We start from the raw sequence: 22,478 nt of genomic DNA, 5'->3' as shown, positions 1-22,478 counted from the left end.
TTGACCATCGTGCCTGCTATCCCAGATACACCGGCGCAGCCTCTCACGGCCTCCGGAAGGCCTCCTGAACCGCTGCGCCAGTCACAACAAATAAGCCGCAAAGTGTCGCATGACTCAGGCCAATAACGCAAAAATAGCCTCGCTTTACCGTTGGGATACGCAATGGAAATACCGCATGAAATATCGGGTAAATGGCCTGCACGGCGGTAAACAATGCGTGGCCGGTATCACCGCCTGGCCTGTATCGTTGTACTTTGCCAAGGGATAGCTACGGATGTCACAAATTTGTCATGTAGGGTATGTAACCTTTTCGTCGGTATATTTTGATTCTTATAGGAGAGGACGATGAAAAAGACGACACACGTCAGCCGTGCAGGTCTGCTCGGTTTAATGCTGATCAGTATGGCGACGACCGCCTGTGCCACGAACCCGCCGGCGGCGCAGACAGCGGCGACACCACAATCGGTTGAGCAGATTCTGGAAGTCCATGCAGATGGCCGCATCAATATTTTTTACGATAAACACACCTACGACGAGTTTCTCCAGCTGGGTGAGACCTCGTTCCGCCTGACCCGCATCGGCGCCGGCCCCAAAGGAGAGACCCTGGTGTTTGGCTTGCCGGCTGCGGACAAAAAGAAAACCTCGGGTATTCCTGCCATCGACATCTATGAAGGTAAGCGTACCCCGGCGAATTTTTACGGCGAGATGCGCGCCGAAGGCCGCATCTTTGTCTTCAGCTCCTACGCAGACATGAAAATGGTTCGCGACACCGGCGAGGCCGCCCTGCGTTTTTCAGACATCGGTTCCGGCCCCAAAGGTGAAACCGTGATCTATGTGCTGAACAAAAGTAACAAAAAGGAAAAGCCAACGGCATTGATGGCGCAGTTCAGAAACTTCAATGGTATGAACTAATCCGGCCTATGGTGCACCGCCACCATTGTCGTGTTTACAGGAGGCCACATCATGTGGCCTTTTTTATGCTTGCTAACCTCCATGCGCACTCTGGCGATATAACTCGATAAATATTTGTACGTTTTTAACGGGTGATCATCTGCGTCTTTGGCGGGATCACTATCACGATTGCATGTCAGGCTCCACTGTGGGGAAGTGAAAACCGGGCCGGTCAGGAAACGGCGATGGTCTGCGGGCAGTTGCAGGGTTTTGGTCTATAGTCGCTTAGGACGGGGCGAGCAATCTTAAATTGCTATGCCATGGAAATGCGTCCAATACCTTATGGAGAGACAGATAATGCGACCAATCAGGACGGTATTATTCCTGCTCAGCCTAATGGCTGCGGCCATCTCCACAGCAGTGGGCGCTCCGCCGGCCATCGTCACACAGGGCAGCGGGGCCGCGACGGCCTGCATTACCTGCCATGGCGTCGATGGTGCGGGTAACCCGCTGGCCGGTTTTCCGGCGCTGGCACATTTGCCGCAGGCCTATTTCATCAAACAGATCGCCGACTTCAAGGTGGGTACGCGCGCTAATCCGATCATGGCATCCATCGCCAAGGCCTTGAGTAGCGAGGATGCCGCATCGGCCGCAGCCTATTACGCGAGCTTGCCGCGCACCAAAATACCGTCATCTGATGCGGATCCCGCCGTCCTTGCGCGTGGTGAGGAACTGGCAAGAAATGGTGACTGGGAGCAAGACATACCGCCGTGTTTCAAGTGTCATGTGAATGGTGGGGTGGGCGTTGAACCGGCATTCCCCCCGATTGTCGGACAGCACGCCACGTATATTGTCACCCAGTTGAAGGCCTGGAGAAGCGGTCTGCGCCGCAATGATCCACAGAGCCTGATGAAGGCATTGTCTGACAGTCTTGGCGACGAAGACATGCAGGCCGTCGCCCAGTACCTGACGACGCGTACGGGTGCCGAACCGGCCGATATCGGCGCCTTTCAGAGCAAGGTGCCGAGTAAAAAGGTGTCGAGTAAAGAGGAGAGCCGGCCAACATCAGCCGTCAAGTTTGTACCGCCACCGGAAAGCGAAATTCCGGACAATGAATTCGGCAATACCGTACTGCTGGGTAAAAGCATCTTCATCAATACCCAACAACATGCCAGTGCCTTTGTCGGCAATGGACTGAACTGCGCCAATTGCCACCTCAATAATGGCCGTAAACCCTATTCGGCCCCGTTGTGGGCAGCTTATGTCATCTATCCTGCCTATCGCTCGAAGACCCAGCAGGTCGATACCATTCAGACCCGTATCCAGGGGTGCTTCCAGTTCAGCATGGATGGAAAGGCGCCGCCGGTGGACAGCAAGGAAATGACGGCACTGGTGACCTATCACTACTGGCTCGCCAGCGGTGCCCCGACCGGAACCCGCTTACCCGGTCAGGGTTTTCTCAATCTGGCGCAACCACCCCAAACGCCCGACATGAAACGTGGTGAGGCGGTGTATACGAACAGCTGCGTGATATGTCATGGGGCTGACGGGCAGGGGACCCCGACTGAGAATGGATATGCCTTCCCGCCGCTGTGGGGAAAGGATTCATTCAACTGGGGTGCCGGTATGCATCGCATCAACACTGCCGCCGGTTTTATCAAGGCCAACATGCCGTATGGTTTAGGTGGATCATTGACCGATCAGGAGGCCTGGGATGTGGCGCTATTTGTGAACAGTCATGATCGCCCGGGGGACCCGCGTTTTGTACAAAGCGTTGAGCACACCCGCGACAAGCACCATAACGAGAATTGTCTTTACGGTCGCACGCCCGAAGCGCTTGAGAAGTTGCTAGACAAAAAGGCGAAGGCCGATGCCGACAAAAATCCCGCCAAGGAGGAAAGAGGCCTGTCTCCGGCAACAGCGCACTGACGGAGGATGCCCCATATCTATCGTGCCGTAAAATCCTGCGCTCTATCTTTATGGTGATTATTTTTTGGTAAGCGCTGCACTGGAAGGGCATTGGGCCGTGTGCGCAAGACACCAGGCTCTCAGCCCTGCTCATGCGGTTCGCACGGTCCCCTGTATTCATCCGGCACATTCGGTGGGCATTTGCCGCATTGTTCATTGCCCGGCACGGCGAAATCGATCTTGCGCGGGTAGGGCAGGTCCAGGCCCTGCATAATGCTGACGAATTCCTGCAGGCTTTTCTCACCGCCCAGGCGAGGATTGCGTATTTTCTCTTGGGCGATACTGGAAACACATCGGCCCTCATAATCATGTGCGGGATATACCAGTGTCTCGCCGGGCAGAATAAATAATTTTTCATGGATGCTGTGATACAGCATGGCCGCATCGCCGGACTGGAAATCGGTCCGTCCACAGGCCTCAATCAGCAGCGCATCACCGCTGAAGACCATTTTGTGCGTACCCGTGTCCAACAGGTAGGCGTGGTGATGGGAGGTATGGCCGGGCGTGAATAAGGGCGTCAGCTCAACCGAGCCCATCGTAAATGCCTGACCCTCCGTGACGCCGATGTCGGCACAGTCGGGTTTTTCAATCGATGGGTAAACGACCTGGCACCCCGTCCGTTCCCGCAACATCCCTGCACTGGTCAGATGATCCGCATGATGGTGGGTCTCAACGCTATAGGCGAGCCTGAGCCCCAGTTGCTGTAGTACATCAAGATCACGCTGCAAGGTGTCGAGCACCGGGTCGATCAGCAGCGCCTGCCCGGTTTCAGGACAGGCCAGTAAATAGGTGTAGGTATTGGAATCGGGTTCGATCAATTGACGAAATATCATGTTGCTTCCTCGCTGATTTCAGGTATCCACCGTGAGCGTGTGAGCAGGCGGATGCCAGTAGACTTCTCATGCTGTTGTGCCTGTTTTAGGCCGTGCACCGGCATGGATAATCACCAGTATAGTTTAATGAGGTTTTCCGGAAAGTGCGCACCGCACTGACATGGGCGCACAAACCATAGCGATAGCGGTTAGTCGGCCTGGATTGTGGGAGGCGTAGAGAAAAAGTCTGTGAAAATAGAGGAGAGTGGAGAGGGGGGATATGTCGCTGTGCGGATAAAGTGTAATCCTGACACTTTTTTTCGCGGATGGATATTGTTCTACTGATGATTTTATTCATTGCTGCTGAATAGAAAAATCGCCGTAGTCGCCTGGTCGCGTAGTGGTTGGATACAGGTTGGCTCCATTCAGTTCGCGATATTATTGTCCACGCTTCGCAGATTGTTCTCGATGAAGGTTCTAATGAGTTGCGCGGCCGATTCCAGGTCATCAGTTTTAATCTTTTGCTCTATATCGATGCATTGTTCGGTGATCTCGGGAAATCCGAAGGCGCCGCCAGTGCCCTTGAGTTGGTGTATTTCATGCCGGATGTCATCCCATTGTTTGGCGTTAAGTAAACGCTCAATGCGGTATCCCGTTTCCGGCAACCGCTCCGCATACATTTCCACCAGATCCTGAATGTCTTCATCATATATCTTTGCTGGTTGAATCGATGTTGGAGGATTCAGCCGGGTCTGCAAGACTTCTGCTGATGTTAGATACTTGCCCAGCACCGAATAAAATTCATTTTTATTAATGGGTTTGGTCAGGAAATCCGTTGCGCCGGCTTTTTCCGATTTTTCGACATCCTCTTTCATGGCGTTGGCCGTCAAAGTGGCTATGGGAGTCATGCAGTTTGCGTCACGTAGTTTCTTAATGGCTTCAATGCCACCCATGATGGGCATTTGCATGTCCATCAGGATCAAGTCGAAGTTCCCCGTTAAACCCTCTTTTACCGCGAGTTTGCCATTTTCAACGATCGTGACATTGGCGCCTGTCTTGTTGATATGCAGGGATATCAGTTGCTGATTATCGGGATTATCCTCCGCCAACAACACATTTCCGGTTAATTTTGGAATAGTTGTATCGCTGTATATCGCGTCGGCTTTGGTTGACGCCTCTTCTCTTGAATTTATCCAGCCGCCCCGTGAGATATCGCCGGTATTGATTAACACGCTGAATCGGCTGCCAACACCTGGCAGGCTTTCAACACAGAGACTGCCTCCGAGCCGTTCTGATAATTGTTTGGAAATATATAGTCCCAGCCCCGTTCCGCCGAATTTTCGTGTGGTCGAGGCATCGGCCTGCTTGAAGGGCTTGAATAGCTCGCTGATCTGTTCGCTGCTCATGCCGATGCCGCTGTCTTCCACATTGAATTCCATTTGATTGACATCTTTTTGATATTTCACGCGCAGCGTTACCCGGCCATCGGCGGTGAATTTTATGGCATTGCCGCAAAGGTTTATCAAAATCTGTCTTAACCGGGTAGGGTCGCTGAGGATGAATTCAGGAATAGGATATTCGCCGATGATTTCGAATTTCAGACCTTTGCTTCTGGCTCGTTCGCCCATAAGAGAGTCAATCTCGGATAACAACTGACAGGCGGAGACGGGCATCTGTTCAATGGACAATTGATTGGCTTCAATCTTGGACAGGTCCAGTATGTCGTTGATTAACTGATGCAGATGCTTGCCGTTTCTAACGATGCTGCCCAAATAGCTGTTCCAATCCCCGGATTTGTCTTTGTCTTCCATCAGGGTTTCCGAGAAACCGATAATGGCGGTAAGGGGAGTGCGTATCTCATGACTCATGTTGGCCAGGAATTGTGATTTATGGTTGTCTGCATCCTGCGCCCTTTGCCGGGCCTCATGTAGCGATTGTTCAACCCGTGTGATTCGCTTAATCGTATACATGCCGATCCCCAGTCCCCAGACAACCGCCCATGTGGCAAAAATGGTCATCAGAACCAGCCCGGATCTATTGTTATCCGATATCTCTTTGACCGTGGACTCTGATTTTCTTCGTTGTTCGTCCAGGAGTTCGGTCAGCTTGCCCATAACCCGGTTTTGGGTTGGCACCACATCGTTGAGCAGCAGGGTGTTGGCCTTTTTCATTTCGTCATTGAGCAAATATTGCACTGCCTCAGTTTGGACCTCTGATCCTTTTCGTATGTCAGGCAACGCCTGCTCCCAGATAGTCATTTCATTGGGAAATGATCCTTCGGCCATGGCCTCTAGAAACATTTCTCTTGCCTTGATGAAATCCTCGGCCTTTTCTTTAAACAGCAGGTATTCCTCATCCCGGTCGAACTCGTCTTCCAGGAGGGCCATTCGATGCAGGATAAGGGCGCGTTGATAGGCGGCGTCGCGCATGGTGAAAACGGCCCGGGTTTCATTTCGTTCTTCGAGGATTTGATCAATCTTTATTTGATGCTCGGAGATCATCCGAAACCACAGCACGGCCATAATGATGATGACTAGAATGGTAAAGCCGAAACCCTGGATCAAAATCCCTTTCGAGCTTTTGATGGTATCTGCGCTGTCCGATTCCCGCGAAATATTGTGAGGCATGCTAAACCCTGATTGCTTTTTATCCATTACATCATATCGTCAATCCTGTGGATCTCTTTAGATGCGGGTGCTGCGGGTGCTGCGGGTGCTGCGGGTGCTGCGGGTGATATAGGAGCTGGAGGAGCTGGAGGAGATTGTTTATAGACGGCGGGTTGGTCGCTTTTGAAAAAAAGCATCCCTGACAATTTTTATTCGTGCATTAATATTTCTTAATGATCCTTTATATCCATTACCGTTGACCAGAAGACAGCCGCCGCAGCCGAATGACTGCGGCGGTCGCAAGGTTTTACTGAGCGGTTTCCACCATGATGCTGGCGCGGGTGTACTTACCCAGGAAGCCACGCACGCCGTCAAGAGACACACCATTGACGAAACCGGTGACATCGGAATAACGCACCTGGGTCGGGCCGGCGACGGTCTGGATCAGGCCGCTCCAGTTGTAATGCAGGGACCCATCGGTGATGAAGCCGCCGTCCTTGGGATCGGCGGTGATGGTCGCATCGACATAGCCACAGCCGTCAGCAGGGTTAATCGAGCAGGTATCGATCTGGACCGAAATGCTATGCGCACCCAGAACCGTTACCGCGCTGGCAGGGATGCTGCCGGCCCAGAAGGTGGAGCCAGTGGCCGTACTGGTGCGGGTAATCAGCCGCGCTGTGTCAGAACCATCCACCGTTACATTGACGCCAGCGAATTCGCCAACGCTATTGGCACCGTTGGCCTGCCCATAGGTGGATGACTCCACTGCCTGATACAGCACTTCCGCGTTAACCGAAAACGCGCTCGACAGCGCGGCCATTCCAAGTACGCCAAATCCTAAAAGAGTTTTCTTATTCATATTTTCCTCGATATATAAAATGGTTTTAACCGAATGAATCAATCGCCCGGCCTGATCTGCATTGGGAACACGCCCCAGCAACCGCAAGGGATGTTAGTGACAACGGGCTGTATTTACAACCCGCCGATAGAAGGGAATGCTGCAAATCCATCAGCAATTTAACAACCCCGGGCTGTGTAATATCGCCGGCTGATATAGATAGCAATCGTTATCAGTGGGCTGCGCTGATTAATGGAATTCGTGGCAGTTTATGTGTAACCTGAATCCGTGGTTTAAACGTGTAAGCGGGCATTTTTTGACCCCCTGTGGAGTCAAGTGCTTGTGCCAGGCGCCGCGGTTAAGTCACGGATCCAGGTATAAGTTAAGGCACCGTATAATATTGTTGATTGATACGATCAATACCACACTCCAGATTCTCAAACCAATCCAGAAATTTGGCAATCATCTCTTTACCCTGGAAGGGCCGGCCATGCTGTGGAACAATCATTTCTACATCCATCCCCCGAATCATCTGTGCCCAGAGACGGCAAACCTTATTGGAGACCATGTAGCGTTGGTGAAACCCCAACATCTTGTGAACATGTTTTTCGAAATCGTGTACCGGCCGTTCAGGTTCTGCATCCACTAGCGAAGCGCCCACATCACCCGAGAAGAGAATCTTGCTAATCGGATCATAGAAATGGAAGTTACCCACTGAATGCAGGAAATGGGCAGGAATGGCCTTGATCACGGAATGTCCCATAGGAATGTTCATGCCATGATCAGGGATCGCGATCAGACGGCCCTCGGCCTTTTCTTTCATATAACCGGGCACCAGGTGGGGAACAAAACGTTCCCATAATCTGGATATCACGATTTTTGCCTCGCTATACATCAACCACTTATCTAATGAAGACACGATGTCCGGATCTTGATGCGTGGCGATAATATAATCTATATCTTTAACCTTTACATACTTGGTGACAGCCATGGTGAGCGGCATATAGGTCAGATCGCCACCTGGATCAAATATTGCGGAATGATTTTCCTGGATAATTGCCATCTGGTTAGATTGTATGCCTTCACCTTTGACCAAATCAGTGAAGGTGAGCACCATATGTTCATCGTTTTTAAATAATATATTCGCTTGCACGTGATGTTTAACTCCTACTTCGTAAGCTTGTTAAGCGTATTTTGCTAACATTCCCGGGCAACCCTTGTTGATTAACAGAACGGTTACTTCAGGCTTTTAGGAAAAAATATTATAATCGTTGAACCGGTATAAATACCATATAAATATTATGTTAATTTGACAGTTCGACTCAGGTATTAAGCGGCTGTTTAGTATGGTCCGTTGCCAGCAGAGAATCCGCCATCCGGTTTCCACATTAGGGCAATAAACCAATTGCGCGGGAGTGACTGTGAAACGTTAATTCGCTAGTTGCTTGCGATAACGCAGTCATAGCCTCATATCGTGGTCAACTGTTTGCACCCACAGTATTTCGCGTGTTTTCACAATTCATTGCCGACATATAACCCAATAGTGACTGCGTGCATATTGGGTTATACATAAGTACACATATGAAGGCCGCGCGTAATATAAAGTAAGCGTCCAATGTGTCCATTCATGCAGTCTTCCTCCACCTTGCTCAGGTTATTGCCGCCAGATGAATAGCGGTGTGAACGCAATCTTTTTGAGAGTACGGGTATTTTGTTGTGGCGACGAATTGCACATGGATATGGCATATTGATTCCATGAATTGGATATCAGCTTTCAAACTACCAGGATTATATCTGATAACCCTGGTAGTTATTATTGAGTCACCTGGAAAGGATACCCTGCAATCGAGACCGACAGCAGAACGACTGCATGGACAAGGTGAGACCGGAGGTCGAGAAGGTGGCCTGGGCCATGCAGGAGGTAGAGTAACGCAGGAGCAGTTACCGAGGGATGCTGCTGTCGAGCGTACATGGACGTATTCTCAGCGTGTCTTGATTGCAGGGTATCCTTTCCATGCACCTTGTTAGTATATCTTGCAGGAGCAGGGAATGAATCCATCGACGTTTATCGGCATGTTAGCCGGCGTCGGGTTACTGGTGTATATACTCAATATTGGCGCTGGGGATCCATCTGCCTACATCAACCTGCCGGGACTCGCTATCGTGCTGGTGGTACCATGGCCGCAACCTTCATCACTTATCCGTTGCGCGAGGTCTTGCGGGTGTTCCGGGTTTTTATCATTGTCTTGCAGCAGGAGAGCTCCTCCCTGCAAGATGATATGAAAGAATTGATCATTATAGCCCGCCTTTGGTTTCCGCATGATCTGAAAGCCGTTGAACATAAATTAGCTATTTCCACAAACCCCTTTTTACGCACAGGCGTGCAGTTGGTCATCGATAATGCGCCACTGGATGACATCGTTGCCTTGTTGCCTTGTTGCCTTGTTGCCTTGTTGCAGTGGCGCATCTAGCGCATGCGCGCAAAGGAGCGGAAAGATCCTTGAGCCGTTGATTACGGTCTTGCAACCAGAACAGCACCGAATCACGGTAGAAGGGCATACCGAGGTCCTCAGGTTTTGATATGCCAGGCTCATATTTCTGGGCTAATTTTTTGCACTATGGATGCACTGTGAAATAGTGCAGCCCATCTAACGCGGCACCGTTACTATGGATGTCGGGCTTTACCTGCGTGGGTAAAGCTTTCTCACCCCCTGGCTTATTTTTCGGAATGAGCGTGTCGTATCAGTGTATCGCCGGATGGGTCTTATGGTGTTCGGGTTCCACGCCGGGGGTGGATTCGACGCCAAGGGGGATTTCGTCCTCGTCATTCCTGGCCAGTTCGCTGGCTTCCAGAATCTTCAGTTCTGCCTCGGTGATGGTGGGTGTGTCGCCGATGGCCCTGTGCTGATCGGACGTCGATTCCGCTCGCCTTCTGGATGACCTTTCTGGCGATCCGGCGGTGGTCTGTTTTGCTGATGAGCCATTTTTTTCCGCGACGGCATTTTCGGCGGCTTTTGCCTCGGCCTGACGCTCAAACATGGCCTGGTGGTTGACGCTGGATTCTACGCCGAGCTGTTCTGCCTGTTCATCGGTCAGTTCGTCTGCTGGTCCGCTTGTGTGGTTGCGGGCGATCTGTTCTGAGTGGTGTTCGGTCGGTGCCGGGTTTGAATTGGCGGCGCGGGTTGGGGATTTTGCCGCAGCGATGGCTTGCGTGCCTGCACGGGACGCGGCCGCGGTGGGGAGAATCTTTGTGTCCGGCAGGTTCAGCGCAGTGGTGAGCGGTTTTTCATTGCAGAGTTTTTGTGCGCCGGTGGCGAGGTGCTCGTACACCTCACGATAGTTGTCGGTGAGTTTGTTGAACAGCAGGGACGATTTCAGGAAGTGCCGGTTGACCTCATCCTGGTATTCGGTGAGTCGGCTCTGGGTGGCCTGTAACTGCTGCTCCAGTTCCTTGGTGCGCTTGTCCTTGAGCTGCCGCGCGACGAAAAAACCGGCGCCGCTGCCGATGGCGAATACGATAACACCACCCAGCCAAGTCAACAGTGAAATTTCGCCGAACATGTTTTATCTCCCGGATTATCGCGCCGCATGGGCGGCATCAGTTTGTCCAGCAATGCTAACGGATATGGCGCGGGGCTGTCATGTTTTTTTATCGTCGCACTGCGGCCGGCAGTGATTACGGCTGTTTCGCCTGTGCCTTTGCTGCGCGCCGGTGGCGAAAGAAATTTCAGTGCCGGGCTTGCGGATATGAAATGACTGTATATAATCACAGGCACGTTAATGAATACTGTGTGTAATAACAGTTTGTGTAATAACAGTTTGTGTAATAACAGTTTGTGTAATAACAGTTTAGTGCGGCGCAGGCCAAAGGCGGGGATGAGATGCAGGGCTTAACCAAAAGACAACAGCAAGTTCTTGATATGATACGTAATTTTATCGATGACTATAATGTCCCGCCGACCCGGGTGGAGATTGCTCATGCCATGGGCTTCCGTTCGGCCAATGCGGCAGAAGACCATCTCAAGGCCCTGTTGCGCAAAGGTTTCATCGAAATGTACGCGGGCTCTTCGCGCGGTATCCGCATTGTGGAAAGCGAGCGGCCGGGCCTGCCGGTGGTGGGGCGGGTGGCGGCGGGGAACCCCATCCTGGCGGAAGAAAATATTGAGGACTACTACAAGGTGGATGCCGAGCTGTTTTATCCGGTGGCGGATTATCTGCTGCGGGTTAAGGGCCGGAGTATGCAGGATGTGGGTATCCTCAATGGGGATCTGCTGGCGGTGCATCGCACACAGGAGGCCAGCAGCGGCCAGATTATCGTCGCCCGCCTCGGGGATGAAGTGACCGTTAAGCGGTTTCGCCGCCGGGGTAATAAGGTGCGTCTGATGCCGGAGAATGCGGACTTTGACCCCATCGAGGTCGATCTGCGGGACGATGACTTTACCATTGAAGGGCTGGCTGTGGGAGTGATTCGTAATGAACTGGGTTGAGTGGAATAGCAATGGCATGGTGCGGATAAAAGAACGCTCGCTGGCGACCTTGCTCTGGCGATGCGGCAAACAGGGTGAGCGGCAATGGTGTGCGGTGATCCGGGGCCTGGTCGGCGTTGCGCGACGGGTTTGCCATCCGCGTGTTTTGGTTGCCAGGGATCGAGATGTCCCTGGCCTGAACGCCGGAGCTCAGCCTGCCGCAGCCCAGAACGTACTGGCCATGCCTGGGCGCCAGACGCACCCTGTCACCAGTCAGGCCCAAACCGCGAATAGCGGAAGTGATGCGAGTCAACGGAAAACCGGTGCTACCCGCCCGATGGGAACGCTGACCGAGATCCGTTGTTATACTGGAAACAGGCATGGAATCAGGCATGAAATCAGGCATGGCAACATGCATGGCGCTATTTACGACGCGGTACAGTCTACGGATCAGGGGGGTGATGGGCAGGGTGGCCTACAACCGCTGTTGCCCGCCCTGGCTGGTTATTGCAGTGACCGCTGGTTGGTTCTGGTGTCGCCGCCACGCCGCCCCGATGCCACCGAACTGGCCGCGGCGGGTATCGACCCGTCACGCGTGTTACTGGTGCACGCCCGGCATGCCAACGGCGCGGACGATAATGGGCTGAAGGTCGTCGAACAGGCATTGCAGTCCGGTACCTGCGGGGCGGTCGTCGCCTGGCTGGAGGCCTGCGATATGCCCGCCATGCAACGCCTGCGTCGCGCGGCGGTAGTGGGGCAGGCATGGGGCGTCATGTTGCTGGAGGGGGAGACCGATGGGGTAATGTCGGTCGATACGCTGCCGGCGAGAGGTGCGCAGGTGGTGGACATCCATTCAGGCGCTGGTTGGTCGTCTGGCGGAGTCAGGCCGCCTTTGGGGCAGCAGGGGCAGGGCATCATCCAGCTGGAAATGGCGATCAATTAATCGTTGGCGATGCCGGGGCCCTTTTTGCGGGACTCGTCCCCCTCATGTAGCGTTAGAAGGCAGCCCGGCCCGAACAGCGGTTTGCGGGCGAGTGCCGGGCCGCAATGATTGTGGCTCCGACATTCAGTACCAAACCGGCCCTTAGTGCGAAAATTTCTGGCCCTCTTTCATCACCAAATCCTAAGCCAAGCCCTTCCTCCTGTTTCAGTTTCCGAACCGGTCTGTCCACCGTATCCTACCCCTGTTGGAGTGAGCCTCCACGAGGACGATGCGGCGGCATTCCGGTTATAGCCCCGGCGATATCGATCCGGATTTTGAGAAGTGCAGTGCCCTTTCCGGTGTCATGGTCAGTGGTTTTCTTGCGCCTAAATTGTTTGAATGGGCCCGCCTGGATTGGGTCATCGCATTTGTGCCAATATCCTGCGTGATCCGCGTGCGAATGCATGAAAGGCCCGAGCCAGGGCTATGGGCGGCAGGCGACTAAATGATGCCGGATTGCTGCCGATATAATCCACATTATTTCCTGCAGTCATTTGCTACCGTCATTCACACTATCGAATCTAACAGGGAGTCCGTCGTGGAAATTTTCAGCTTCATTATTATCGGTCTCAGCGTCGCGGTGGTGTTGTACGCCATCATGATCTACAACAATCTTGTGTCACTCAAACATAATGTCAGCAAATCCTGGGCGAACATTGATGTGCTGTTGAAGCAGCGTCATGATGAACTGCCGAAGCTGGTGGAGGTCTGCAAACAGTACATGGGCTATGAACAGGAGACCATGGAAAAGGTCATGAAGGCCCGTTCGGCCGTGGCCAGCGCACAGCAGAGTGGCAACATGGGGGCACTGGGTGCGGCGGAAACACAGCTGCGCATGGGCCTGGGCGGGCTGTTTGCCCTGGCAGAGGCCTACCCGGATCTCAAGGCCGACCAGAGTTTTCAGCACTTGCAATCGCGTATTACGGGTCTGGAAAACGCCATCGCCGATCGGCGTGAATTTTACAATGAGGCGGTGAACCTGAATAACGTGCGCATCGAGCAGTTTCCCGATGTAGTGATCGCCAAGCAGTTCAATTTCAAGGCCGCCGAGTTGCTGGAGTTTAGCGAGGAAGAGATCACGGACGTCAATGTCAAAGCACTATTTAGTTAGTTATTCCGCGTAGTTCGTTGTTCAGTCAATGCCAGCCGACAGCCTGCAGGCCTGGGTGCTTAATCTTCCCGACGGGAAGCTCTATTTTTATCTGCTGTTGTGCGGCCTTGTCTCCACGGCCGGGTTTGTTTACGCCTTTGTCTTCTTTCGCCGGGCGCGCATTATTGAAGATACCCCCACCTCCAGGATTCGTTCCGCCGCACAGGGCTATGTTGAGCTCTCTGGCGTCGGGAATGTAATGGACGGTGACCCTGTCATTGCCCCACTGACCACCACGCCCTGCACCTGGTACCGCTATAAAGTCGAAAAGTTGAATGACAAACACAGTCGTGTTGTGGCTTCCGGCACTAGTGAAGAGCTGTTTGTACTGGTGGGTGAGACAGGGCGTTGTGTGGTGGATCCGGAAGGGGCCGTCGTCACCTGCGCGACCAAAAAGGTGTGGTACGAATCCAGTTATCCTTCCCGTCGCCGTCATTCAACAGGCAATGGCGGCCTGCTGGGTCGTCTTGGTGGCCGCTATCGGTACACCGAGGAACGCATGCACCCTGGCGAGCCCTTGTATGCCATCGGTATGTTTATGTCCGTGGGCGGAGATGCCGAGGCCTTCAATACCGATGCCGAGGTGCGCGAGGTGCTCAAACTCTGGAAGCAGAATCGCGCCGGCCTGCTCAAGCATTTTGATGCGGATGGGGATGGCGAGCTCGATGTAATGGAGTGGGAGGCGGTACGCAAGGCGGCCACGCATCGGGTGCGCCGTGAGCAGGCCAGACGCAGCGTGCAGCCGCCAACCCATATCATGAAAAAGCCCCAACACGATAACCGGCCGTACCTGCTTTCCGTCTATCCGGCGGAGCAGCTTGTCAGGCGTTATCAACTGAAGGCCGCCGCCTGTCTTGCCGGCTTCCTGGCTGCAGGCTCGGCCGCGGTGTGGATGGCGACCCTGCGATTGCTGCACTGAATCGTGTTGACGACTGTTTCGTCTGGCGATTCAGTCTCAATGAAACTGTCGCCCCAGCGACAGGGTATACAGCAATATCACCGGCACCTGCAGGATCATTAGCAGGGTGCGGTAGATCAACCTCTCGGAACCTGTGCGTTGCAACATACCATCGACCATTTTCTCCAGCCGGTGGGAAATCTGGCTGGCGATTTCATGGGTGATAAAGGCCAGCACCAACAGGGTGGTAAGCGTCGTCCAGCCCGGCCAGAATTGCACCGTGGTCGTCGCCTGTGTCTCCGCCCACCACTGAAACACCATGCTCGCCGCCGCGATGGCCTGGATGGGCAATACCAGCGCAGGCCAGCGGCTGAACACCGGTATCATGGGCAGTAACAGTGAGAGCAAAAAGACCACGTTGACAAGATGGGTGAAGCGCATCTCACCTGCGGCCAGTAGCTTGCTGAAGGGCAGGGACGTGGCTACACCAAACAGCACCGGGTAGGCGATGAGAATAAACGCCACCAGGGATAATGCCCGCGCGGCAGGGATAATGGTGTGTGCCATCAGCCAGGATGATGCGCTGACATCGGAGATGGCGAGCAACAGTCGGTAACCGGCGATCTCCACCGCCACGGAAATGGCGGCAAACAGGCCAAGCGCCAATAACATTTCGGGATGCAACAGGGATTCCAGTAATGTCATTGGGCGGGCTCAGTCTGTCAGTGTGTGATGATTGCTCGTTGAGCTGTTATCAGGCTTCCGCCGTTTTGCGCGGTATCTCGCTGGGATCAGCATTGGGAAGCCGAATGGTGAAGGTGCTGCCTACGCCGTATACGCTCTCGACGAAAATTTTTCCCTTTTGCATTTCACAAAAATGTTTGCTGATCGCGAGCCCCAGGCCGGTCCCGTCATACTGACGACTCCAGGACTGTTCAGCCTGGGTAAAGGGACTGAATATGTTGTTGATGTCTTCCGGCCTGATGCCAATGCCTGTGTCCTGTATGCGCACATCGAAAACATCCTGGGTTTTGTCATCAAGCCACAGGGCCTGGATGGTGACCGTGCCGTCATGGGTGAATTTTATGGCGTTGCTGACCAGGTTCAGTAAGCTCTGGCGAAGTTTTGCCGGATCAGTGCCGAGGAATTTTATCGTGTCTGAAAACTCCATCCTGAGCTGATTGCGGTTCTTTTCAGCTGATGGTTTAACCGTATCGATGATGTCGCTAATGAGTTGCCTGATATCGATAATGTCGGTGTTGATCGACATTTTATCGGCTTCAATTTTGGACAGGTCAAGGATATTGTTGATCAGACTCAGCAAATGATTTCCGGAGCTATGGATCTTTTTCAGATCATCGCAATGTTGCTCCATGCCGCCGATCTCTTCCATTTCCTCCTGAATGATCTCGCTATAGCCGATGATGGCATTGAGTGGGGTGCGTAATTCGTGGCTCATGTTGGCCAGAAATTCGCTTTTAGTGCGGTTGGCGGATTCGGCGATTTCTTTTGCGGTCTGGAGCTCCAGTTGTCCGCGGTGTCGATCAAGGCTGGCGCTGACCCAGCGCCCCATGAGTTTGACGAGATCGATGTCTGTCGCAGAAAAGGGTCTGTGCGGCCGTGGGCTGGAAAAGCTGATGGTCCATATCTGTTCATCACCAATGGCGACTGGAAAGCCAATATAGGCTTCAAGCCGGGTATATTCATAGGCCGGGTGCTGTTGGTATTCAGATTGGCCGATGTGATTCAGCGCCAGCATAGGCCGCACACCGGAAACAATAATGCCGCAAAATGTTACGTCGAGGTCCCATGTTTTTCCGGGGCGCAGGCCAAAGGGTTCAGGCGCGATGACATTCAACATGGTATTGGTATTATTTTTCAGATCAATCAGGGATATCTTGCCCACCTCCATATCCATGACCTGGCAGCCCAGCCTGAGGATCTCTTCCATCTGTTGGTCCAGACTCTGCCCCGGCATGGAGGCGACCTCATACAGCCTTTTGATGCGTTCGGCCTGTTCACGCTCAGAGGTCTCGGCACGTTTGCGCTCCTGTACTTCCGTCTCAAGGTTTTGCTTTGACTGGCTGAGGCGTCGATTCAGTCTGAGTACCATGATGGTGGCCGCAAAAAATATCGCCAGGGTGAGCACTAATGTTAAGACCCATTCACGATGCTGTTCAATGGCATCATGCAGACTGATTTTTCCCAGATCAACATAAGGCCCTACCTGCAGTTCCTGCATCAATTCATGCACGGGCTGATAGTCCAGCGGTACCGTCCAGCCCTCGCTGTTGGCGGCCTTGGCCACTGGACTATTTGCAGGTAGGCTCAATAGGGCGACGGCAACCTTTTGCGCGAGATCTCGGGAAGTATTGGGTGTGATGGCAAAAGGCCATTCAGGATACAGGCGTGTGCTGTGGGCATAGGAAAAGCCGGGAGTCTTTTGCGGATTGATAACCTTTAGCTGCTCAATATTTACAGCCCCCGCGGCCGCCATTCGTTCCAGCACATCCGTACGGATGGTGCCGGCGTCCACCTCACCATTGAGTACCGCCATCACAATCTTGTCCTGCGGGAAACCCATGAATTCCAGAGAGGAGAAATCCTGCTCCGGCTCAATGCCCGCCTGCCGGAATTCACGCCAGGCCATCCACCAGCCACCAAAGGCGCGCGCATGCACAGCCATGAAAGACTTGCCTTTCAGGCTGCGTAAATCCGTAATGTCATCACGATCCGCCCGCGCAATGATCAGGGCGCCAAATCGGGTATAGGCGCCGCCCGGACGACGGTTGCGCAGCGTGGCAATGCGTGAGATCCCATGCGTCGCCTCAAGCTCTGCATAGAGGGCAGGGTTGCTGAGCACAAAGTCGACATGGCCGCTGCTGATTGCCGCCGTAATATTCTCAATGTCGACGGGCATAATGTTGTAGGCGTAGCCCGGTGTCTGGGCGCTCAGATAGTCTGCGGTTGGCTGCCACATCTTGAATGCTTCCTGTTTGCCCCGAATCGCCAAAACGGCAATATTCACTGGCTGGACTGTGCCGCCAACGGCTGAAGCGGGGGCAGGGTCAGCGACAAGAGCGGCGGGGCTGTCTTCCGCGGTAAGCAGTGGCGGCAGTAGCGCCAGCCAAAGGCTGGCGAACAGCGCTGGCCACCGATTATCGAATTTTTTGTTGGGCATCATGGTAATGATTGTTGCCTGAATGCGTGTAGCGTTAAGTAACTATCGGAAATTCCTTCTAAAAATTAATGGTCTTTTCGGTATTTATTTCCCCGCCGGGCGGAGTGCAGGACGGCATTGGCCAATAAATGAGCGGCGGTGGTGATGTTGCAGGGTGTGATGCGGAGAAGGGCCATGGCCCCAGGAGGCTGTCGGGTTTTGGTGGATTGAAGCGTGGAAGCGGTAGAGCGGCTGGTGCAGGACGGGTTCATGGCAGGGCGGGCCCCATCGGCCCACCCTGCATGCCCGGTGCGGATTACCGGTTGACGGTGATGGAGGCGTTTTCGACCAGCAGCGGGTAGCTGTAACCCATGCCAAAATCGGTGCCCAGCACGACGGTGCCGGTGATGGTGACCTTGTTGCCAACCGCAGCCGTCTGCTTGCTGGTGACGATCAGGTTATTGGTATTCTTGCCGCCGGTGCCGTCCTGCACATGGACAAAGTTGCGTTTCATGATGCCGTTGTTGACCTTGACGACATTGCCGGTGACGGTGACCTGCTGGCCTTTCAGCTGGGCCATTTCATTGTGGACCTGTTCAACGGTCTTGGTTGCGGCATCGCCGGCGAATGCGGCGCCGGAAACGGCCAGGCTCAGTGCGAGTGTTAACAGTAATTTTTTCATGTTGTGACGTCCTATGGTGGTGGTAGTAAATATTATCGTAATGGTTGTAATCACTTTTGCGTAACAGTTTGCGTAACAGTTTGCGTAACAGATAGTTACATTTTTTTGATGCGCTCTAATTGCCCTTCAAAATTGTTCAGTGCGGCCAGTATCTCGGCAATCTTTTCCCGCTCTTTTGCCACTACGGCCTCGGGTGCCCGCTCGACAAAGCTGGGGTTGGAGAGTTTGGCTTCGATGCGGGCGACCTCCTGCTGTTTCTTTTCGATCTCTTTCGACAGACGCGCCATTTCCACGTCTTTATCGATCAGACCGGCCATGGGGATGAGTACTTTCATTTCACCCACCAGTGCGGTGGCCGACTCGGGTGCCTGTTCGTCATCTGCCAGTACCCTGATGGATTCAGTGCGCGCCAGGAAGTGGATATAGTTCTGGTTACGCACAAGTCTTGCCCGGTCTGTCTCGTTGACATTGCCCAGCAGCACCGGGATGGGTTTGCTGGGCGCGATGTCCATGCCGGAGCGAATCTGGCGCACACCGACGATGAAGTCCTTGACCCATTCCATTTCATCAATGGCGTTGGGGTCGGAGATTCCAACATCCGCTACTGGATAGGCTTGGCGCATGATGGTGGCGTCGGTCTTACCTACTAATGGCGCAACGCGTTGCCAGATTTCCTCGGTGATGAAGGGCATGATGGGGTGAGCAAGACGCAGCAGAGTTTCTAGCACATTTACCAGGGTGCTGCGTGTATCGCGCAATTGGGCCTCGGTGCTGTCTTCATTGGTGAGTACGGGCTTGGACAGCTCCAGATACCAGGCGCAGTATTCGTTCCAGGTGAAATCGTAAATGGCCTGCGCGGCATGGTCGAGACGGTAGGCCTCCATGGCTTCGTGTACCACCTTCGTGGTCTGTTCTAGTCGGGCGAAGATCCACTTGTCGGCAGAGGAGAGATTCTCTGAATCACCGGTTGAGCTACAGTCCTTATCTTCCGTGTTCATCAACACATAGTTGGCGGCGTTCCACAGCTTGTTGCAGAAGTTGCGGTAGCCTTCCACCCGGCCCAGATCGAAATTGATGTCGCGACCGGTGGAGGCCATGGCGGCGAAGGTGAAACGGATGGCGTCGGTGCCGTAGGAGGGGATGCCGTCCGGGAAATCCTTGCGGGTCTGTTTTTCGATCTTCGCCGCCATCTTCGGTTGCATCATCCCGGAGGTGCGCTTTTTCACCAGCGCTTCCAGTTCGATGCCGTCGATGAGGTCGATGGGGTCCAGCACATTGCCCTTGGATTTGGACATCTTCTGGCCGTGGGAGTCGCGCACCAGGCCGTGGATGTAGACCTCCTTGAAGGGCACCTCGTCCATAAACTTGAGACCCATCATGATCATCCGCGCCACCCAGAAGAAGATGATGTCGAAGCCGGTGACCAGTACCGAGGTGGGGTAGAAGGTCTTCAGGTCGGCGGTGTTTTCCGGCCAGCCTAAAGTGGAGAAGGGCCACAATGCGGAGCTGAACCAGGTGTCCAGCACATCGTCGTCCTGGCGTAGCGCCACTGTGTCGTCCAGTTTATGTTTGGCGCGCACCTCCTGTTCCGAACGACCGACGTAGACATCGCCCTGCTCGTCGTACCAGGCGGGAATGCGGTGGCCCCACCAGATCTGCCGCGAGATACACCAGTCGTCGATGTTGCGCATCCATTCGTAGTAGGTGTTCTTCCAGTTATCCGGTACGAACCTGATGTCACCGTTTTCCACCGCCTTGATGGCGGGGCCGGCGAGGGGACCGACCTTCACGTACCACTGGTCGGTGAGCAGGGGCTCGATGACGGCGCCGGAGCGGTCGCCTCGGGGCACCATGAGTTTATGGTCGTCGGTTTTTTCCAGCAGGTCCTGCGCACCCAGTTCTTCGAGTATCAGCTTGCGGGCCTCAAAGCGATCCAGGCCGCGGAAGTCTTCGGGAATAAGCTCACCATGTTCGGTCGCTCCCGGCATCCTTCCTCCCGCGACACTCACGCCTCCCTGTGCGTCGTCCTCGGCGCCGATGATGGCGGCGTCGATGGTGAAGATATTGATCAGGCCGCCATTGGGCAGTTCGCTGATGGCCTTTTCGTCGCGGTGATTCTGCCATACCGCGTAATCGTTGAAGTCGTGCGCCGGGGTGATCTTCACGCAGCCGGTGCCGAATTCCGGGTCCACGTAGTCGTCGGCGATTACCGGAATCTTGCGCCCGGTCAGCGGCAGCTCGACAAACTGCCCGATGAGGTGGGTGTAACGCTCGTCACCCGGGTGCACGGCCACGGCCGCATCGCCCAGCATGGTCTCGGGGCGGGTGGTGGCGACCACCAGATATCCGCTGCCGTTGACCAGCGGATAACGCATGTGCCACAGATAGCCGTTCTCTTCCTCGGACAGCACCTCCAGGTCGGAGACCGCGGTGTGTAGCACCGGGTCCCAGTTCACCAGCCGTTTGCCGCGGTAGATCAGGCCTTCCTCGTGCAGGCGCACGAACACTTCCTGCACTGCGGCGGACATGCCGTCGTCCATGGTGAAGCGCTCGCGGGACCAGTCCAGCGATGCCCCCATGCGCCGCAGCTGACGGGTGATGTTGCCGCCGGACTCTTTCTTCCATTCCCAGATACGCTTGATGAAGGCCTCGCGCCCCAGATCGTGACGGGTTTTGCCCTCGGCATTCAGCTGGCGCTCCACCACCATCTGGGTGGCGATACCGGCGTGGTCGGTGCCCGCCTGCCACAGGGTGTTGTCGCCGCGCATGCGATGGAAGCGGGTCAGCGCATCCATGATGGTGTCCTGAAAGGCGTGCCCCATGTGCAGGCTGCCGGTGACATTGGGCGGCGGGATCATGATGCAGTAGGGCGCCCCCTCTCCGGAGGGCGCGAAATGGCCCTCGTTTTCCCAGGTTTCGTACCAGCGTTGTTCAATGGCGTGGGGGTTGTAGGTTTTTTCCATGGATATCGGGTCGCCCAGGTGTCGCGTGATTCAGGATCGCGGCGGTGTGTTGAAAATAAAGGCACGCATTATACCTTGGCGCACCCCCCAAAAGCAGCCTGTTCAGGCCGCCCGGCCAGGAATGGTGGGGAGATGCTGTGGCGTAGCGCAGCGGAGGGGGCCGGACGGCGCGCCAAACGGGTGGTCGGGCGCTATTTCTGCGCCCGGGCAATCCAGGTGGTGCCGACCATGTTCAGTGTGTCCCCCTGCTTGAGCGCCTCGGCGGAGGCGATCACCTCGGCGCTGAAGGCCGCGTAGGTGGCGGGGTCCATCTGTTGGGTGAGCACCGCGATCGGGCCGGCCAGCTCCTGCATGAGTTGCCAGTAGGCCTCGCCACTGCTGACCTGGATCATGTTGAAGCTGAGGTCCTCTATGGTTACGTCCCGAAACCCGCTGGCGTGCAGGGTCTGCTGGAGGTGCTCGCGGTCGGCGAAGGCAAACACGCCGGGGGCCTTCGGCGCGGGCTGGGGCACCGCCATGTGGCGCACCAGTATGGACATCGCATGGGTGAAAAAGGGATTGCGCTCGGGCTCTGCCCAGCACGACACTACCAGTTGGCCATCGTCTTTCAGCAGGGGGTGGATCTGCTGCAGGACGGTCTGCGGCTCGGGCATAAACATCAGCCCCCAGCGGCAGGTGACGGCGTCAAAACTGGCGGCATCGAAATCCAGCCGACGGCCATCGACGGTCTGAAACTCCACGTTGTGCAGCGCCTGGGCCTGCGCCTTCTCCCTGGCAATGACGAGCATCTCGTCGACCAGATCGACGCCGATGACGCGGCCGGTGGGGCCGACCCGGTGGGCGGCGGGAATGGCGGGCTCGCCGGTGCCGGAGGCGATATCCAGCACCCGATGGCCGCTGCCGATGTTGGCGAGATCGAGCATGCGCTGGGTGATGCCGCTGGCATTTTCCCGCAGCTGGGCATCATTCTTGCGCCAGCCCTCGGAGACGCTGCGCCAGGTGTGGTGTTCCCGGTCGATGATGGCTTGTGGTGTGGAGGTGGTATTCATGGTCAGTGACTCT

19 protein-coding genes are annotated in these 22,478 nt (G+C 54.8%); 9 read left to right on the top strand and 10 right to left on the bottom strand.

Translation table 11 applies throughout. The features are described from left to right. Window positions 1–109: 109 nt before the first annotated feature. The 3 genes from RRB22_07765 (at window position 110) to RRB22_07755 (ending at window position 2,820) form a co-directional block, all read left to right on the top strand. A complete protein-coding gene (locus RRB22_07765; GenBank protein MDT8384296.1) occupies window positions 110–268 on the top strand; it encodes a hypothetical protein in 159 nt (52 codons plus the stop codon). A gap of 77 nt (window positions 269–345) precedes the next feature. After that, entirely contained in the window at window positions 346–912 is a 567-nt protein-coding gene (locus tag RRB22_07760; GenBank protein ID MDT8384295.1) for a hypothetical protein, read from the top strand. A gap of 336 nt (window positions 913–1,248) precedes the next feature. Next, window positions 1,249–2,820 (top strand): c-type cytochrome, encoded by a 1,572-nt coding sequence (locus RRB22_07755; protein ID MDT8384294.1) that lies wholly within the window; start codon window positions 1,249–1,251, stop codon window positions 2,818–2,820. Between the two features lie 119 nt (window positions 2,821–2,939). Here RRB22_07755 and RRB22_07750 read toward each other — a convergent pair whose 3' ends face one another. The 4 genes from RRB22_07750 to RRB22_07735 all read right to left on the bottom strand — a co-directional run bounded on the left by RRB22_07750 (window position 2,940) and on the right by RRB22_07735 (window position 8,232). Beyond that, window positions 2,940–3,692: an MBL fold metallo-hydrolase gene (locus tag RRB22_07750; protein ID MDT8384293.1), complete on the bottom strand. Its 753-nt coding sequence runs from the start codon at window positions 3,690–3,692 to the stop codon at window positions 2,940–2,942. A gap of 404 nt (window positions 3,693–4,096) precedes the next feature. After that, window positions 4,097–6,325: an ATP-binding protein gene (locus tag RRB22_07745; protein MDT8384292.1), complete on the bottom strand. Its 2,229-nt coding sequence runs from the start codon at window positions 6,323–6,325 to the stop codon at window positions 4,097–4,099. Between the two features lie 259 nt (window positions 6,326–6,584). Continuing rightward, the gene (locus RRB22_07740; GenBank protein MDT8384291.1) at window positions 6,585–7,136 is read right to left on the bottom strand and encodes a hypothetical protein; all 552 of its coding nucleotides are present in this window, start codon (window positions 7,134–7,136) and stop codon (window positions 6,585–6,587) included. Between the two features lie 361 nt (window positions 7,137–7,497). Beyond that, window positions 7,498–8,232: an MBL fold metallo-hydrolase gene (locus RRB22_07735; GenBank protein ID MDT8384290.1), complete on the bottom strand. Its 735-nt coding sequence runs from the start codon at window positions 8,230–8,232 to the stop codon at window positions 7,498–7,500. A gap of 1,060 nt (window positions 8,233–9,292) precedes the next feature. Here RRB22_07735 and RRB22_07730 point away from each other — a divergent pair. Next, complete coding sequence (locus tag RRB22_07730) at window positions 9,293–9,586, top strand: hypothetical protein (protein ID MDT8384289.1); 294 nt, start codon at window positions 9,293–9,295, stop codon at window positions 9,584–9,586. Between the two features lie 271 nt (window positions 9,587–9,857). On the opposite strand, the gene RRB22_07725 is transcribed toward RRB22_07730, so the two are convergent. Then, window positions 9,858–10,676 (bottom strand): DUF1043 family protein, encoded by an 819-nt coding sequence (locus RRB22_07725; protein MDT8384288.1) that lies wholly within the window; start codon window positions 10,674–10,676, stop codon window positions 9,858–9,860. Window positions 10,677–10,703: 27 nt separating this feature from the next. Here RRB22_07725 and RRB22_07720 point away from each other — a divergent pair, with 27 nt between their 5' ends. The 5 genes from RRB22_07720 (at window position 10,704) to RRB22_07700 (ending at window position 14,632) form a co-directional block, all read left to right on the top strand. Continuing rightward, window positions 10,704–10,871 carry a hypothetical protein gene (locus RRB22_07720; GenBank protein ID MDT8384287.1) on the top strand — a complete coding sequence of 56 codons (168 nt, stop codon included), beginning with the start codon at window positions 10,704–10,706 and terminating at the stop codon, window positions 10,869–10,871. Window positions 10,872–10,996: 125 nt separating this feature from the next. Next, window positions 10,997–11,602 carry a transcriptional repressor LexA gene (gene lexA, locus RRB22_07715; protein MDT8384286.1) on the top strand — a complete coding sequence of 202 codons (606 nt, stop codon included), beginning with the start codon at window positions 10,997–10,999 and terminating at the stop codon, window positions 11,600–11,602. Continuing rightward, a complete protein-coding gene (locus tag RRB22_07710) occupies window positions 11,589–12,524 on the top strand; it encodes a hypothetical protein (GenBank protein MDT8384285.1) in 936 nt (311 codons plus the stop codon). The genes lexA and RRB22_07710 overlap by 14 nt, the downstream gene beginning before the upstream one ends. A gap of 577 nt (window positions 12,525–13,101) precedes the next feature. Next, complete coding sequence (locus tag RRB22_07705; GenBank protein ID MDT8384284.1) at window positions 13,102–13,674, top strand: LemA family protein; 573 nt, start codon at window positions 13,102–13,104, stop codon at window positions 13,672–13,674. Between the two features lie 28 nt (window positions 13,675–13,702). Then, the gene (locus RRB22_07700; GenBank protein ID MDT8384283.1) at window positions 13,703–14,632 is read left to right on the top strand and encodes a GIDE domain-containing protein; all 930 of its coding nucleotides are present in this window, start codon (window positions 13,703–13,705) and stop codon (window positions 14,630–14,632) included. 36 nt (window positions 14,633–14,668) lie between these two features. On the opposite strand, the gene RRB22_07695 is transcribed toward RRB22_07700, so the two are convergent. From RRB22_07695 to RRB22_07675, 5 genes are all read right to left on the bottom strand, one after another. Then, window positions 14,669–15,316 (bottom strand): hypothetical protein, encoded by a 648-nt coding sequence (locus RRB22_07695; protein MDT8384282.1) that lies wholly within the window; start codon window positions 15,314–15,316, stop codon window positions 14,669–14,671. A 49-nt stretch (window positions 15,317–15,365) separates the two neighbouring features. Further along, on the bottom strand, window positions 15,366–17,792 hold the full coding sequence (locus RRB22_07690) for a PhnD/SsuA/transferrin family substrate-binding protein (protein MDT8384281.1): 2,427 nt from the start codon (window positions 17,790–17,792) through the stop codon (window positions 15,366–15,368). A 295-nt stretch (window positions 17,793–18,087) separates the two neighbouring features. Further along, window positions 18,088–18,453, bottom strand: coding sequence for a hypothetical protein (locus tag RRB22_07685; GenBank protein MDT8384280.1), 366 nt, complete (start codon window positions 18,451–18,453; stop codon window positions 18,088–18,090). 95 nt (window positions 18,454–18,548) lie between these two features. Then, window positions 18,549–21,416 carry a valine--tRNA ligase gene (locus RRB22_07680; protein MDT8384279.1) on the bottom strand — a complete coding sequence of 956 codons (2,868 nt, stop codon included), beginning with the start codon at window positions 21,414–21,416 and terminating at the stop codon, window positions 18,549–18,551. Window positions 21,417–21,607: 191 nt separating this feature from the next. Next, entirely contained in the window at window positions 21,608–22,465 is an 858-nt protein-coding gene (locus RRB22_07675) for a class I SAM-dependent methyltransferase (protein ID MDT8384278.1), read from the bottom strand. Between the last annotated feature and the right edge of the window lie 13 nt (window positions 22,466–22,478).

Source organism: Gammaproteobacteria bacterium, assembly GCA_032250735.1.
In the GTDB taxonomy this organism is placed as follows: domain Bacteria; phylum Pseudomonadota; class Gammaproteobacteria; order SZUA-152; family SZUA-152; genus SZUA-152.
Note: the sequence above shows the minus strand (reverse complement) of the source record. Positions and strands in the feature narration are given on the sequence as shown.

Excerpts from the sequence above, each read along its gene's own strand:
- RRB22_07765 (MDT8384296.1), top strand. The coding sequence starts at position 110 with ATGACTCAGGCCAATAACGCAAAAATAGCCTCGCTTTACCGTTGGGAT.
- RRB22_07760 (MDT8384295.1), top strand. The coding sequence starts at position 346 with ATGAAAAAGACGACACACGTCAGCCGTGCAGGTCTGCTCGGTTTAATG.
- RRB22_07755 (MDT8384294.1), top strand. The coding sequence starts at position 1,249 with ATGCGACCAATCAGGACGGTATTATTCCTGCTCAGCCTAATGGCTGCG.
- RRB22_07750 (MDT8384293.1), bottom strand. The coding sequence starts at position 3,692 with ATGATATTTCGTCAATTGATCGAACCCGATTCCAATACCTACACCTAT.
- RRB22_07745 (MDT8384292.1), bottom strand. The coding sequence starts at position 6,325 with ATGGATAAAAAGCAATCAGGGTTTAGCATGCCTCACAATATTTCGCGG.
- RRB22_07740 (MDT8384291.1), bottom strand. The coding sequence starts at position 7,136 with ATGAATAAGAAAACTCTTTTAGGATTTGGCGTACTTGGAATGGCCGCG.
- RRB22_07735 (MDT8384290.1), bottom strand. The coding sequence starts at position 8,232 with ATGGTGCTCACCTTCACTGATTTGGTCAAAGGTGAAGGCATACAATCT.
- RRB22_07730 (MDT8384289.1), top strand. The coding sequence starts at position 9,293 with ATGGCCGCAACCTTCATCACTTATCCGTTGCGCGAGGTCTTGCGGGTG.
- RRB22_07725 (MDT8384288.1), bottom strand. The coding sequence starts at position 10,676 with ATGTTCGGCGAAATTTCACTGTTGACTTGGCTGGGTGGTGTTATCGTA.
- RRB22_07720 (MDT8384287.1), top strand. The coding sequence starts at position 10,704 with ATGGGCGGCATCAGTTTGTCCAGCAATGCTAACGGATATGGCGCGGGG.
- lexA (MDT8384286.1), top strand. The coding sequence starts at position 10,997 with ATGCAGGGCTTAACCAAAAGACAACAGCAAGTTCTTGATATGATACGT.
- RRB22_07710 (MDT8384285.1), top strand. The coding sequence starts at position 11,589 with ATGAACTGGGTTGAGTGGAATAGCAATGGCATGGTGCGGATAAAAGAA.
- RRB22_07700 (MDT8384283.1), top strand. The coding sequence starts at position 13,703 with ATGCCAGCCGACAGCCTGCAGGCCTGGGTGCTTAATCTTCCCGACGGG.
- RRB22_07695 (MDT8384282.1), bottom strand. The coding sequence starts at position 15,316 with ATGACATTACTGGAATCCCTGTTGCATCCCGAAATGTTATTGGCGCTT.
- RRB22_07690 (MDT8384281.1), bottom strand. The coding sequence starts at position 17,792 with ATGCCCAACAAAAAATTCGATAATCGGTGGCCAGCGCTGTTCGCCAGC.
- RRB22_07685 (MDT8384280.1), bottom strand. The coding sequence starts at position 18,453 with ATGAAAAAATTACTGTTAACACTCGCACTGAGCCTGGCCGTTTCCGGC.
- RRB22_07680 (MDT8384279.1), bottom strand. The coding sequence starts at position 21,416 with ATGGAAAAAACCTACAACCCCCACGCCATTGAACAACGCTGGTACGAA.
- RRB22_07675 (MDT8384278.1), bottom strand. The coding sequence starts at position 22,465 with ATGAATACCACCTCCACACCACAAGCCATCATCGACCGGGAACACCAC.